This is a genomic window from Paraburkholderia sp. BCC1886 (genome assembly GCF_900996245.1).
In the GTDB taxonomy this organism is placed as follows: Bacteria; Pseudomonadota; Gammaproteobacteria; order Burkholderiales; family Burkholderiaceae; genus Paraburkholderia.
The window spans coordinates 368,307-382,470 of sequence record NZ_CAAJGK010000041.1; the positions used below are offsets into that span (position 1 = coordinate 368,307).

The following is a 14,164-nucleotide window of genomic DNA, read 5'->3' on the forward strand; positions in this document are numbered from 1 at the left end:
GCTACGGTTTGATCAGACCGCCAGCGCGCGGCCGTCGCTGCGCGGATCGTGCGCGCCGGTAGCCGAACCGTCCGCGTCGATGCGAATCACGCCGGGGTGACCCGCCAGCGGACTTTGCTCCGGTATCGCGCTGACTTCGTGCCCGCGTGCCGCGAGTTCGGCGAACACGTCCGCGCCCGCATCGCGTTCGAGTTTCAGCGCATCGCGTGTGTCGGAGAAAGTCTTGCCGAGCAGAAAACGCGGCCGGGTGAGGGCGGTGAGCGGGTCCATCCCATAGTCGATCAGCCGCGTGAGAATCGCGGCGAGCGTTTGCGGCTGACCGTCCGCGCCCTGCGTGCCGAACAGCAGATGCGGGCGGCTGTCCTTTACGTACATGCCCGGGTTGAGCGTATGGAAAGGCCGCTTGCCGGCTTGCAGCGCGTTGTGATGCGCGGGGTTCGTGCTGAACGACGCGCCGCGGTTGTGCCACAGAATGCCGGTGTCGCCGGCCACCACGCCGCTGCCCCAGTCGAAGAAAACGGTCTGCAGCATGCTGACGCTGCGCCCCTCGCTATCCGTCACGCCGATGTACACCGTGTCGCCCGGCCGGAACACATGCGGCCACGCGCGCGCCGCGCCGAGGTCGATGGAGCGTGCATGCGCATCGAGCGTCGCCGGCGACAGCATCTCGCCAACCGGCACCGCGTTGAACTCCGGGTCCGACACGTAACGGTCGCGATCCACGAACGCGCACTTCACGGCCTCGACCAGCAGGTGATAGTAGTCGGCGCCGCCTTCTTCAATTGCGCTCAGGTCGAAGCGTTCGAGCGTACCCATGATCTGCAGGGTGGTCACGCCTTGTGTGGGCGGTTGCAGGCTCACCAGTTCGCCGCCGCGATAGGCGACCCGTAACGGCGCTTCGTCGCGCGCGCGAGTCCGGGCGAGGTCGCTCGATTGCAATGGCGAACCCGCCGCCTGCAAACCGCGTGCGATACGTCCGGCGAGATCGCCCTCGTAGAACTCGCGCGCCCCAAAACGCGCGATGCGTTCGAGACTGTTCGCGAGCGCCGGTTGCACGAAATGTGCGCCAATGGCGGGAATTTCGCCGTCGGGCGCGAAGGTCGCCGTGAAGCCGGGCAAGTCGCGCAGTTCGTTCTTGCGCAACGTCTGCCAGTAGTGCTGGGACGGCGTGACCGCGAAGCCCTCGGCGGCATGCGCGAGCGCGCCGTCGAAGAGCGACGCCCATGAGCGCGTGCCGCCCCATGACGTCTGGCTGATGCGGAACGCCTGATCCCAGGTATCGACGGTGGCGGCGGTGGTGAGCGCGGCGCGCGGACCCCGCAGCGGAATCGCGCCATCGAAGCGCGGCAGGTCGGCTGCGGCCTGGCCGATGCCCGACACGGTGCGCAACATGCCCTGGCGATCGCCGATCACCCAGAACGCGTCGCCGCCGAGTCCCGTGAAGTGCGGATACGTCACGCACAGCGCTGCGCCTATGGCGATGGCGGCTTCGATTGCATTGCCGCCCGCGCGCAGCACATCGAGGCCCGCCGCGCTGGCGAGTGCATGAGGACTGGTGACCATGCCGCCGGTCGCGCCGGCGAGTTTCAGATTTGGCATCGAGGGTCCACTAGTGTGAGGTGGCCGAATAGTGGCGCGAGTATAGATGGCGCGCGAAGTCGAGCAGCGCGCGGTCGCTGCCGCGTGCGCCGATCAGCGACAGCGCGAGCGGACGATCGACGTCGTCCGAAAACGGCATGCTGATTTGCGGCAGACCGCCGAGCGTGGCGAGGGCGTTCAGCGTCAACGCGTCTTCGTAGAAACGGCCGAGAGCGGCGCCGTCGATGTCTTTCGGCAGCAGCGCGACGGGCGTGGTCGGCAGGATCAGCACGGTACCGTCGGCTAGCAGCGGGTCGAGCTTCACGCGTAGTTCGGCGAGCGTCGCGTACCAGGCCGCGCGAGTCTCGCGATCGAGCGAGACCTGGCGCGCGAAGCGTTCGGCGATCGACGGGCCGAAATGCGGCTGTGCGTCGCGCAGCCAGTCGCCGAGCGAGCGGTCGATCTCGAAGTCCTGCACGTACTGATAGCAGGCGAGCCAGCGCGCGGCCTCTCCGTGATTGGCGAACACGTTCACGGCGCTGCGCGCACCGAGCGACTCGGCTAGCGCGAGCAGACGAGTGGCGTCTTCTGGCTCATGACGCATGCGCGTGTCGAATGCTTCGGTGTTCCGCACGAGTCTCGTGTTTTGAAAACCCGCATCGGCATCGGCGAGCGTCGACGCCGGTGGCAGCAACACATCGCCCACGGCCGCGAGCACGTCGACGGAGCGCGCGAACCAGCCAACCGTGTCGAAGCACGGTGCGAACGGCACCACGCCCGCAAGCGCGATGGCGTCGTGCGTCGGCCGCATGCCCCACACGCCGCAGAACGCAGCGGGCACGCGCACGGAGCCGCCCGTGTCGGTGCCTAACGCAAAGTCCACGTCGCCCGAGGCCACCGCCGAAGCGGAGCCGCTCGACGAACCGCCGGGCAGCGCATGCGGCCAGTGCGGATTGAGCGGCGTGCCGTAATGATGATTCGCGCCTTCGAGGCTGAACGCGAGTTCATCGGTGATCGTCTTGCCTTCCAGCGTCGCGCCGGCCGCCAGCAACGCAGCAACGCACGGCGAGTGACCCGCAGCCGGCGCATGACTCGCCAGCCAGTCCGGATTGCCCGCGCCGGTCGTGACGCCCGCCACGTCGATCAGATCCTTCACCGCGAAGCGCAGATGGTCCAGCGGCCCATGCGCGCTCGCCGGGACGCGCAAGCGCGAACCGGGGACGAACGCGCTCATGCCCGGGTTCATGCCACGCCCGCGAGTGCATCGACGATTCGCGTCGAATCGGTGACGAAGCCGAAGCACTTCTTCACGTTCCACACGGTGGCTTCGGTACAGAAGGCCGGCGACGACGTCGCGCAGCAGTCTTCCACCAGCACGCAGCCGTAGCCGAGGAAATTCGCGTCGGTCAGCGAATGCAGCACGCACTGGTCGGTATTCACGCCGGCGAACATCACGGTGCGAATGCCGAGATTGCGCAGGATGCTGTCGAGCGGTGTGTCCCAGAAGCCGCTGATGCGGTATTTGTCCACGCAGATGTCTTCGGGCAGCGGCGCCAGTTCGTCGACCACCGCAGCGGCCCACGAGTCTTTCTCGAGCACGTGCGAGCCATTGCTCGCGAGCGGCTCGCCGAGGCCGGTGCCGCTTCCGGTCGGCTTATATAGATGCAACTGGTTCGGCGGCATGTTGGCGAGGTCCGGGCGGTTGCCCCAGTTCACCCAGATCACCGGCACGCCCTGTCGACGCAGCACCGGCAGCAGGCGCTGCAATGGTGCAATCGGACCACGGTCGACGCTGAAATCGCCCCCAATCTGGGCAACCCATCCTCCGTTGGTGCAGAAGTCGTTCTGCATGTCGATCACGACGATGGCCGTGCTGCAGAGATCGACGCGCACGTTTTGCGGCTCGCAGGGCAGCGTCGCGACGCGCGGTTCGGGCGCGGGCAGCGACATGTCCACGAGCGATTCGCTGGCGCCCCAGTGGGGCCGGCCGTCGCGGCCCAGTTGACCGGAAACGCTTGTGCCGTAAGCGTTGTGCTGTTTCATCGGAAGTTCTCCATCGTGTCTGAAGCGAGGTCGGTAAAGGCTTTTCGAAGGCCGGAATGCCGGCCGTACTACGACGTCGAAAAGCGCTGCTTTGCAGGTTCGAACCGGCTCTTGCGCCATGGCCGGAATCGACATGGCATCGAAGTTGCATCTGGTTTCGTTCATGAATAACCTACTTACCCAAACCAAACGCAAGAGGAATGCCAGAATGTCGATCGTCAAGTTCAAAACCGTCGCGACCTGCGTCGTCGCGCTCGCTGTGTCCACCGTCGCGCTGCAGGCGATTGCGGCCGATCCGTTGAAGGTCGGCGTGCTGATCCCCGGTTCGAAATCGGACAAGGGATGGATGGAATCCGGCTACGACGGTCTGGTCGCCGCACAGAAAGAACTCGGCCCGAAGCTGAAGACGCAGATGATCGAGAACATCAACTACGCCGACATGGAACAGGCGCTCACGAATCTCGCGTCGAAAAATCAACTGGTGATCGGCGTGGGCGGTCAGACTCAGGCGTCGGTGCTGAAAATCGCGAAGCGTTTTCCGAACGTGAAGTTCGCGATCGTCGGCGGCAACAAGGGGCAGGACATGCCGCCGAACGTCGCCGGTTATGACGTGAAGCAGGCGGAAATCGCGTACGTGGCCGGCGCGGCCGCGGCCATGCTGTCGAAGAACGGCGCGGTGAGTTATGTCGGCGGGATGGAGATTCCGTCCATCGTGAACGCGGGCAAGGAGTTCGGCAACGGCGCGCGTTCCATCAATCCGAAGATCAAGTACTTCGAAAGCTACACGGGCGATTTCGACAATGTCTCGAAGGCGAAAGAGGCCACGCTCGCGGCCATTTCGCAAGGCGCGGACGTGCACTATCACATTCTGAATCTCGGCCTGCGCGGCATGGAACAGGCCGCTACCGAGAAGCACACGCACATGATCGGCAGCTATACCGACCGCTGCGGCACGGACCCGTTGTACGTCGCGTATTCGATCACGGGTGTCGGCTATCAGGTGCAGTACGCCATCGATCAACTGGCGGCCGGCACGTGGCAGCCCGGCTATAAAGCGTTCGGTCTTGCCATGGGGCCGAAGGCGTCGGGTATGGTCATCTGCAAGCCGACGCCGGAAATGTCCACGAAGATCAAGCAGATCGAACAGGACATCGAAAGCGGCAAGATCAAGGTCTCCGAAGGCTGACATGAGTGCTACTCACGCTTCTGCTGCGGCGTCGTCTACGCTGAACCCGCTGGCCGGCGACGCGCCCGCTTCGGTGCTGCGCATGGAAGGCATCGGCAAACGCTTCGGCGCGTTTCAGGCGTTGAACGACGTGTCGCTCGAACTGTTCTCCTGCGAAGTGCACTGCCTGCTCGGCGAGAACGGTGCGGGCAAGTCGACGCTATGCAACGTGCTGTTCGGCGTGCATCAACCCGATGCGGGCGCCATGTGGCTCGATGGCGTGCCGTACCGGCCGCTGAGTCCGCGCGATGCGCTCGAACACGGCATTGCAATGGTGCATCAGCACTTCAGCCTCGTGGAAGACGTGAGTGTGCTCGACAACCTGCTGCTCGGTCAGACGCGCGGCTGGTTGAATCGCAAGCGTGAAGCTGAACGGGTGCGCGCGCTGGTCGCTGGCCTCGGTTTGGCGCTCGATCCCGACGTGCGGGTCGCCGATCTTTCGGTCGGCGAGAAGCAGCGTGTCGAGATCGTGAAGTGTCTGATTCGCGAGCCGCGTTTGCTGGTGCTGGACGAACCGACCGCGGTGCTGCTGCCCGCGGAGATCGACGCATTGCTCGATACCTGCGCGCGCGTCGTCGCACGCGGTTGCGCGGTGGTGCTGGTCACGCACAAACTCGCGGAAATTCGCCGTATCGCGAATCGCGCGACGGTGTTGCAAAGCGGCCGCGTCGTGGCGAGGTCGAGCACACCGTCCGACGATGTCGATGCGCTGGTGCGCGCAATGATTCATCGGCCGGGTAGTGTCGATTCCGAAGGCGTAACGGAGTCCGCCGGACAGAATAATTCGGCGACGCCGGTAGCCGCGTCGCCCTACGGCCGTCCGCTTGCCGACGAGGCCTTGCAGATCGACGGCGTCACCGTGCGCGATGCCGACGGCGTCACGCGTCTGCAGTCGTGCACGCTCGTCGTCAATCGCGGCGAGATAGTCGGCATCGCGGGCGTGGAGGGCAACGGGCAAAGCGAACTCGGCCTGGTGCTGGCCGGTATGCTCGCGCCGAGCGAAGGACGCTTCTTCGTACAAGGCACGGACTGCACTCGCGCCGCGCCGCAAACGCTCACCAAGGCGGGCGTGGGCATCGTGCCGGAAGACCGTCACGCGCTCGGCTGCGTGCCCGACATGAGCCTGACCGAGAACCTCTTTCTCAACCGTCTGGACGATTACGCGCGTCACGGCATGATGCGTCGTCGCGCGATGCGCCGCGACGCACGCGCATTGATGCAACGCTTCGACGTGCGGGCAGCGAGTCCCGAGGTGGCGTTTCGCGGACTCTCGGGCGGCAATCAGCAGAAGGCGGTGCTCGCACGCGAACTCACCCTCGACGGGCTCGCGGTGCTGGTTGCCGCGCAACCTACACGCGGCCTCGACGTCGGCGCGGTCGCCGCGGTCTACGACCACATTCGCGCCGCACGCGATGCGGGGGTGGGCGTGCTGCTGATCTCCTCGGAACTCGACGAACTGATGGCGGTGGCCGATCGCGTGCTGGTGATGTATCGCGGCCGCATCATGGGCACCTGCGTGCCGGACAAGTCGCAACTCACTCTTCAACGCGAGCGCATTGGCGCATGGATGGCAGGGCACACAGCATGACTTCGACCACTTCAACGGTACCGTTGGCACGCGCCGCGTGGCGCAGTTCGCGACGTCTGCGCACCGCGACCGTACTCGGCGGCGCGGCACTCATCGCCATTGCAGCGGCGCTCGCGCTGATCGCCATCGTCGGCGTGCCGCTCGGCGATGCGCTCGCCGCGTTCGCGGACGGCGCGTGGGGCTCGCCCTACGCGATCGGCGCGTCGATCAATCGCAGTCTCGTGTTTGCGCTGGTCGGCACGGGCTTCGTGCTCGCCAATCGCGCGCAACTGACCAACGTCGGCGGCGAAGGGCAGATTGCGATGGGCGGCATCGCCGCCACCGCGATGAGTCTGTACGGCCACGTCGCGCATTTGCCGTTCGGCCTGTCGTTCATCGTGCCGATGCTGGCAGCCGCGCTCGCCGGGGCGGTGTGGGGCGCGATACCGGGCTGGCTGAAAGCGCGCGCCGGCACCAACGAAGTGATCAGCACCTTGCTGCTGACTTTTATCGCAGTGTGGTTCCTGTACTGGTGCGTGCAATCGGAAGCGCTGCTGCGCCAGCCGATGAGCAACGCGGCCACGTTGCCCGAATCGCTCGATATTCCCGACGCGACCAGACTGCCGTTGCTGGCGAGTTCGAGTTCGACCGGATTGCACATTGGCTTGCCGGTGACGATCGCGCTCTGCCTCGTCGTCGCGCTGATGCTCGCGTATAGCCGTTTCGGTCTGCACCTGCGCGCGGTCGGTCTCAATGCGCTGGCCGCACGCCGCGCCGGCATGCCGATCACCACGACGATCGTCGCCGCACTGGCACTGGCCGGCGCGCTCGGCGGTCTGGCCGGTGCGCTGATGCTGCAAGGCGACCAGTACTCGTTGAAAGCCGGGTTCTCGTCGGGCTACGGTTTCGACGGACTCGTGGTCGGTCTGCTCGCGCGCGGTTCGGTAACGGGCGTTTGCGCTGCGGCGCTGCTGTTCGGCTTCATGCGCTCGGGCGGCATCAATATGGAAATGGTGGCATCGGTGCCCTCGGCGCTGGTGCTGGTGGTGCAGGGCGTGGTGATCGTCGCGTTGGCGGGCGGCTCGCTGTGGCTCGAACCCAAAGGAGCGCGGTAATGAGTGCGGCATTCAATGCGGAATTCGTCGCGGTGTTCATTGGCTCGTCGATCCGTTTCGCCGCGCCGCTGATGCTGGCGTCCACCGGCGAGTTGATCAGCGAGCGCGCCGGTGTGCTCAACATGAGTGTGGAAGGGATGATGCTGTCGGGCGCGTTTCTCGGCGCGGCGGGCGCGTGGGCGACCGGCAACGCGACGCTCGGTCTTGCCATCGGCATGCTGGGCGTGTTGCCGATCGCGCTGTTGCAGGCCTTTCTGAGCGTGACCTTGCGCGCGAATCAGATCGTGACCGGCATCGGCATCAATATTCTCGCGCTGGGGGCGACCACGCTCGCGTATCGTGAACTGTTCGGCGAACGCTCGAGCGCGGTGATTCCGGGTCTCGCGCGCTGGACACCGCCTGGTCTCGGCGCGCTGCCGGTGATCGGCGAGCCGGTGTTTCATCAGGTATGGCTCGTGTATCTCGGACTTGCGATTCTGGTCGCGACCTCGCTGGTGATGCGCCGCACGGCGTTGGGCGTGGCCTTGCATGCGGTCGGTGCGGCGCCGCGTTCGGTCGATCAGTCGGGGCTCTCGGTCACGCGTCTGCGTTATGGCGCGGTGTTGTTCTCCGGCGTGATGTCGGGCGCGGCGGGCTGCTTCATTTCGATCGGCGATATTCATACCTTCACCGAAGGCATGACGAGCGGGGCCGGTTATCTGGCGATTGCGGCGATTATCTTCGGAAACTGGAAGATTGGCCGGACGGTCGGCGCGTGTCTGCTGTTCGGCGCGGCCAGTGCCTTGCAGTTCCAGTTGCCGCTGATCGGCGTGCAGGTGCCGACCGCGTTGCTGGCCATGCTGCCGTATCTGCTCGCGTTGATCGCGGTGGCGGGACTGATCGGCCGGCAGACGGCGCCGCTCGCGCTGACGCAGCCGTTCCGGCGTTGATGTTCCGATGCGCCGATCCGTTCGCTCGCGTGCCGCATTTACAATGAGCGATTTTCTGCCATTCACTCAGGACGCCGGCCGCGCGCGGCCCGGCACTGCTGCCACATGACACGTGCTTCCAGCCGAGCCGTTGCTGCTGCTTCGGCGATATCCGATACGTCGCCGGTTGCAGCGCCGCCCGTAACGCAGCGTCAGAAGCTCGCGGCGGCGACCCGCCAGCGTATCTTCAGGATCGCGATTGCCGAGTTCTCCGACAAAGGGCTGAGCGGCGCACGCGTGGAGACCATCGCGAGCCGCGCGAAGGTGAACATCCGGATGATCTATCACTACTTCGGCGGCAAGGAAGCGTTGTACCTCGAAGTACTGGAGTTCGTGCTCGGCAGGTTGCGCGAGGCTGAACTCAAATTGAAGCTCGACGTCGATCAGATCGACCCGGTTACGGCCATCGTGCAGCTTTACGATTTTATCGAAGGCCATTTCGCGGCGCATCCCGAGTTGTCGAAGCTGCTGGCCTTCGAAAATCTGAACCGCGCGCGGGCCATGAAGCGCTCGACCGCCATTCCGGAAATGTCTTCGCCGGTGATGAATTTGCTGCGCACGGTCATTGCCCGCGGCGAGACCGATGGCTCGTTGCGCAAGGGTATCGATCCGCTTCACCTGTACGTCGGACTCGTGAGTCTGTGCTCGTTTCACAAGTCGAATGCGTACACGCTTTCGCGCATCTTCAATACCGACATGCTCGCCAGCCAATGGCAGGAAGATCAGAAAAAGCAGGCGCAGGAGATGGTGCGGGCGTTCGTGGTCGCCGGCGGCACGCCCGGCGCCGCTGGCGGTGTTATTGGCGCTACGGCCGCTGCTGCCGCTCAGCTTGCCAGGGCAGCGAGCGCCTGATCGATATCCTCGAGCAGATCGTCGATGTGCTCGATGCCCACCGAGAGCCGCACGGTTTCTTCACGAACCCCCGCACGTTCGAGTTCTTCCGGCGACAGCTGACGATGCGTGGTCGACGCCGGATGCGTGACGAGCGACTTCGCGTCGCCGATATTCACGAGGCGCGTGAACAGTTGCAGACGGTCCTGGAACCGCGCGCCCGCTGCCCGTCCTCCCTTTACGCCAAACGTCAGAATGCCGGGGCCGCGTCCGGACAGATAGCGTTCGACCAGCGCGTGGTCTGGATGATCCGGCAAGCCCGCGTAACTCACCCACTCGACCTGATCGTGATGCTGCAGGTGCTGCGCGATTTTCAGCGTGTTGCCGGTGATACGGTCGAGGCGGAGTGCGAGCGTTTCGATACCCTGCAGAATCTGGAAGGCGTTGAACGGTGAAATGGCTGCACCCGTATTGCGCAGCGGCACCACGCGCGCACGGCCGATATACGCGGCAGGGCCGAACGCTTCGGTATACGTCACGCCGTGATAGCTCACGTCGGGGGTGGTCAGACGCTTGAAGCGTTCCGCGTGCTGCGCCCACGGGAATTTGCCGGAGTCGACGATCGCGCCACCGATGCTGGTGCCGTGGCCGCCGAGATATTTGGTCAGCGAATGCACGACGATATCCGCGCCGTGTTCGAAAGGGCGCAGCAGATACGGCGACGGGACGGTGTTGTCGACGATCAGCGGGACACCGTGACGATGCGCGATGTCGGCGAGCGCGGCGATGTCGGTGATATTGCCGAGCGGGTTGCCGACCGATTCGACGAAAATCGCTTTCGTGCGCGCATCGATTGCGGCTTCGAACGAGGCGGGTTCGCGCGGATCGGCGAAATGGGTGTCGATGCCGTATTGCGGCAGCGTGTGCGCGAACAGGTTGTACGTTCCGCCATATAGCGTGCTCGACGAAACGATGTTGTCGCCGGCTTCCGCGATGGTCAGGATGGAATAGGTGACTGCGGCCTGGCCGGAGGCGACCGCGAGTGCGCCGACGCCGCCTTCGAGCGCGGCGACTCGTTGCTCGAGCACGTCCTGAGTCGGGTTCATGATCCGCGTATAGATATTCCCGGGCACTTTCAGATCGAATAGATCGGCGCCGTGCTGGGTATCGTCGAAGGCGAAGGCGGCGGTCTGGTAAATCGGTACCGCTGCGGCGCGGGTGGACGGATCGGGCCGATAGCCGCCGTGTACCGCAATGGTTTCGAGGCGCCAGTTGGCGGACGGGGTTTCGCTCATGATCGTCTCCTCAGAAAAGCGCGGCGTCGGTTGCGCGCGAGTGACGATTATTGAACGCAATGCGTGCCCTCATTAGCACGTTTTTTCGCTTGCTTAGCTGATCTCGATGGATGGCGCAACGCGGGTGCCCGGCCGCGAAAACAGGCCGTCGTCCACCTGCTATTCAGCCGCGAATGCCTTTACGGATATGGCTTTGCGGCAGTTACAATTTTTCAAACGGATAGCCGAATACCCTCTGGATATGCCGGGAATTTCTGCTATGATTACATTCAGCTTTAAACTTGAAATGTCCGAAAAATGCTGTTGAAAGCTTTTGGAGATTTTCAACTCTATTTATCAAAATTTATCCAGAATAATCTGGAATTCCTGAATACATGCTGGCAGGTCGCAGGTTTTGAAGGTGTGCCCGGAACATACGGCACCGCCTAGGGAAACTGTACGTCCACGGATTTCCCGGCGGCATCTCCGGATGCTCGTGTTTCCACGAGATCCCATTATGTTGTTGAAGCAGGTCGTTTAAGGCCGGATTAATTGCGCCTTGAAAAATCAGGTTTTTCTAATTCAATCGCAAACAATAACGGTTATCGATTGGATATGTTTTTAATTGTTTTAAATAGATATTCCGGAAAACATCAACATTAATTCCGGATTTCCGGTTGGCGAGTTTCCCTTCTTTTTCATTGAATTTTCGGCATTCCGGCCTTGATCGGCTTCGATCGGGCGTGAGCGTGCCGGCGGTGATTTGCGTGTGACAAGCGTGTTCTATTTGCCTTCCTGACGACCCGGAGTGTCGAGGAGAAGCATCATGAAGAGCTCGATAAGAAAGTCTCGTGCGCCGCTTCTGGCGTCGATGCTACTGGCGGTTTACTCGTTGGGCGCCATCGGCGCCGAGTGGCACGAGGGCAACACTTACACCGCCGGGACCACGGTCACTTATAACGGCCGAACGTATCAGGCTCTGCAGACGCATACCGCGTTCGTCGGCGCCGGATGGGCCCCGGCGACAACGCCGACGTTGTGGCGCGATATGGGGACGGCAGGGCCGTCGCCTTCGCCTGCGCCAGCGCCAGCACCTGCACCTGCACCTGCACCTGCACCTGCACCTGCACCTGCACCTGCACCTGCACCTGCACCTGCACCTGCACCATCACCAGCGCCAGCACCATCGCCATCGCCATCGCCATCGCCATCGCCATCGCCATCGCCATCGCCAACGCCATCGCCAACGCCAACGCCAACGCCATCGCCTTCGGGTTGCGCGGCGGCGTGGTCCAGTGCTAAGGCTTATGCCTCGGCCGGTACGCGCGTCACCTACGGCGGCCATACCTACCGCAATAAATGGTGGACTCAAGGCGATAACCCAGCTGACTCCGGTCAATACGGCGCATGGGAAGACCTGGGCGCATGCTCCGGCACACCGACGCCCACGCCAGCACCAACTCCGGCACCGGCACCGGCACCGACGCCAACACCGACGCCAACACCGACGCCAACACCGACGCCAACTCCGACGCCAACTCCGACGCCGACGCCGACGCCTGCACCTACGCCAGCACCGACGCCAGCACCGACGCCAGCACCGACGCCAGCACCGGTACCCACGCCTGCACCGGCACCTACGCCTGCACCAGCGCCCACACCCACGCCGGCGCCCACGCCAACACCGACCCCATCCCCATCCCCATCCCCATCCCCATCTTCCGCTCACGAAGTCGGCGGATACTTCGCGCAATGGGGCATCTACGGTCGCAACTACAAGATCAAGAACGTCGACACGTCCGGCGCAGCTCGCCTGCTCACGTTCATGAACTACGCGTTCGGCAATCTGTATTCGAAGAACGGCGGCTATGAATGCGGCCTCATCACCAAGCTCGAACCGGGCGCGACCGACCCCGACAATCCGGAAGCCGGGACCGGCGGCGACGCCTACGCCGACTATGGCAAAGGTTTCTCCGGCAACGAATCCGTGGATGGCGCAGCCGACCCCTGGGGCTTCCCGGCATGGGACGATCCACGCACCGGCAAGTCCGGTCCGCTCAAAGGCAACTTCAACCAGTTGAAGAAGCTGAAGGTCAAATACCCGAACCTGCGCGTGATGATTTCGCTCGGCGGCTGGACCTGGTCCAAGTGGTTCGCTCGCGCGGCATCGAGCGATGCGCTGCGAAAGCAGCTCGTCACGTCCTGCATCGATATCTATATCAAGGGCAATCTGCCGTTCGATTCGAGTGACAACGCCGGCGGCGACGGCGTGGCGCTCGGCGTCTTCGACGGCATCGACATCGACTGGGAGTTCCCCGGCGGTGGCGGCCAGCCGTACAACGCGGTCGACCCCAACGACAAGCGCAACTACACGCTGCTGCTCGCGGAATTCCGCAAGCAACTGGACGCGGCCGGCGCGCAACTCGGCAAGCGCTTCCTGCTCACCACGGCAATCGGTTCCGGCGGCGACAAGATCGCAAACACCGAGCCGGGCGAATACAGCAAGTCGCTCGACTGGATCAACATCATGTCCTACGACTTCCACGGCGGATGGGAGGCCAGCGGCCCGACCGACTTCCAGTCGAACCTGCATCCGGACCCCGACAGCCCGAATACCAAAACGCCGACGGGCGCCACCTACAACGTCGAGTCGGCCGTCAAGGCACTGCTTGCCGCGGGCGTGCCGTCTTCGAAACTGGTGGTGGGCATTCCGTTCTACGGACGCGGCTGGACCGGCGTCTCCGCGGGACCGAAGGGCGACGGCCTGTATCAGAAGGCAACGAAGCCGGCGCCCGGCACCTACGAAGCCGGCATCGAAGACTATCGCGTGCTCAAGAATGCGGCCGGCACGGTCCGCGAGCATCCGGTCGCCAAACAGGCGTGGAAGTTCGACGGCTCGACCTTCTGGTCGTACGACACGCCCGCCACCATTCGCGGCAAGCTCGACTACGTGAAGCAGCAGAACCTGCGCGGCGTCTTCAACTGGGAACTGGACGGCGACACCGCCGACTCGGAACTGTTGAAGGTGCTCAGCGAGATCAACAAGTAGTCCGGCATTCAGGAGTCGATCATGCGAGTGCAAAGTATGCGGGTGCGGGTCGCGGCGCAAGGTCCCACGCACGTCGTGATTGCAGACTGGCGAGGCCGGCTGCTGCATCGCGGTTTCACGCTGCTGGAATTGCTGGTGGTGCTGTTGATCATCGCGTTGCTGGCAGGCTACGTGGGCCCGAAACTGTTCGGCGAAGTGGGCAAGGCCAAGAGCAAAACCGCCGCGTCGCAGATGAAGGGCATCTCCAGTGCGCTCGACCGGTATCGCCTGGACACCGGCCAGTTTCCGAGCACCGATGCGGGTCTCAAGGCACTCGCCGTGAACCCCGGCAACATCACCGGCTGGGACGGCCCGTACATGAACGGCGAGATTCCGCCCGACCCGTGGGGGCGTCCGTATGTCTATCGCGCGCCCGGCGAAAACGGCAAGGACTACGACCTCAGCACCTACGGCGCCGACGGCAAACCGGGCGGGTCGGGCGAAGACCTCGACATCGTCGCCAAGTGACAGGTGA

The 14,164-nt window shown here is 64.1% G+C and carries 12 protein-coding genes and 1 pseudogene; 9 read left to right on the forward strand and 4 right to left on the reverse strand.

Features of this window, described 5'->3' with window-relative positions; all coding sequences use genetic code 11:
• Window positions 1-12 precede the first annotated feature (12 nt).
• From FQ746_RS11470 to FQ746_RS11480, 3 genes are read right to left on the reverse strand one after another with little or no spacing between them, the layout of a single operon-like run.
• A complete protein-coding gene (locus tag FQ746_RS11470) occupies window positions 13-1,599 on the reverse strand; it encodes a gamma-glutamyltransferase family protein (protein ID WP_144109472.1) in 1,587 nt (528 codons plus the stop codon).
• A 10-nt stretch (window positions 1,600-1,609) separates the two neighbouring features.
• Window positions 1,610-2,812 carry an amidase gene (locus tag FQ746_RS11475; RefSeq protein ID WP_144109473.1) on the reverse strand — a complete coding sequence of 401 codons (1,203 nt, stop codon included), beginning with the start codon at window positions 2,810-2,812 and terminating at the stop codon, window positions 1,610-1,612.
• A gap of 8 nt (window positions 2,813-2,820) precedes the next feature.
• Complete coding sequence (locus tag FQ746_RS11480) at window positions 2,821-3,621, reverse strand: cysteine hydrolase (protein WP_144109474.1); 801 nt, start codon at window positions 3,619-3,621, stop codon at window positions 2,821-2,823.
• Window positions 3,622-3,829: 208 nt separating this feature from the next.
• On the opposite strand from FQ746_RS11480, the gene FQ746_RS11485 reads away from it, so the two are divergent.
• The 5 genes from FQ746_RS11485 to FQ746_RS11505 all read left to right on the forward strand — a co-directional run bounded on the left by FQ746_RS11485 (window position 3,830) and on the right by FQ746_RS11505 (window position 9,348).
• A complete protein-coding gene (locus tag FQ746_RS11485) occupies window positions 3,830-4,807 on the forward strand; it encodes a BMP family protein (protein ID WP_144109475.1) in 978 nt (325 codons plus the stop codon).
• A 1-nt stretch (window position 4,808) separates the two neighbouring features.
• Window positions 4,809-6,434: an ABC transporter ATP-binding protein gene (locus tag FQ746_RS11490; RefSeq protein ID WP_144109476.1), complete on the forward strand. Its 1,626-nt coding sequence runs from the start codon at window positions 4,809-4,811 to the stop codon at window positions 6,432-6,434.
• Window positions 6,431-7,528, forward strand: a complete 1,098-nt coding sequence (locus FQ746_RS11495; protein ID WP_144109477.1) for an ABC transporter permease — start codon at window positions 6,431-6,433, stop codon at window positions 7,526-7,528. Before FQ746_RS11490 ends, FQ746_RS11495 begins: the two co-directional genes overlap by 4 nt.
• A complete protein-coding gene (locus tag FQ746_RS11500) occupies window positions 7,528-8,457 on the forward strand; it encodes an ABC transporter permease (RefSeq protein WP_144109478.1) in 930 nt (309 codons plus the stop codon). The genes FQ746_RS11495 and FQ746_RS11500 overlap by 1 nt, the downstream gene beginning before the upstream one ends.
• 105 nt (window positions 8,458-8,562) lie before the next feature.
• The gene (locus FQ746_RS11505; protein WP_144109479.1) at window positions 8,563-9,348 is read left to right on the forward strand and encodes a TetR/AcrR family transcriptional regulator; all 786 of its coding nucleotides are present in this window, start codon (window positions 8,563-8,565) and stop codon (window positions 9,346-9,348) included.
• On the opposite strand, the gene FQ746_RS11510 is transcribed toward FQ746_RS11505, so the two are convergent.
• Complete coding sequence (locus FQ746_RS11510) at window positions 9,321-10,622, reverse strand: O-acetylhomoserine aminocarboxypropyltransferase/cysteine synthase family protein (RefSeq protein ID WP_144109480.1); 1,302 nt, start codon at window positions 10,620-10,622, stop codon at window positions 9,321-9,323. The two genes, FQ746_RS11505 and FQ746_RS11510, sit on opposite strands and share 28 nt — an antisense overlap.
• An 850-nt stretch (window positions 10,623-11,472) precedes the next feature.
• Here FQ746_RS11510 and FQ746_RS35590 point away from each other — a divergent pair.
• The 4 genes and pseudogenes from FQ746_RS35590 to gspG all read left to right on the forward strand — a co-directional run.
• Window positions 11,473-12,000, forward strand: a pseudogene (locus tag FQ746_RS35590) (carbohydrate-binding protein); the annotation flags it as partial.
• A 26-nt stretch (window positions 12,001-12,026) separates the two neighbouring features.
• Window positions 12,027-12,473 (forward strand): hypothetical protein, encoded by a 447-nt coding sequence (locus tag FQ746_RS35020; RefSeq protein ID WP_222105872.1) that lies wholly within the window; start codon window positions 12,027-12,029, stop codon window positions 12,471-12,473.
• Entirely contained in the window at window positions 12,382-13,650 is a 1,269-nt protein-coding gene (locus FQ746_RS35025) for a glycoside hydrolase family 18 protein (RefSeq protein WP_260854000.1), read from the forward strand. Before FQ746_RS35020 ends, FQ746_RS35025 begins: the two co-directional genes overlap by 92 nt.
• Before the next feature lie 21 nt (window positions 13,651-13,671).
• Window positions 13,672-14,157 (forward strand): type II secretion system major pseudopilin GspG, encoded by a 486-nt coding sequence (gene gspG / locus FQ746_RS11520; RefSeq protein WP_186310698.1) that lies wholly within the window; start codon window positions 13,672-13,674, stop codon window positions 14,155-14,157.
• Window positions 14,158-14,164 lie beyond the last annotated feature (7 nt).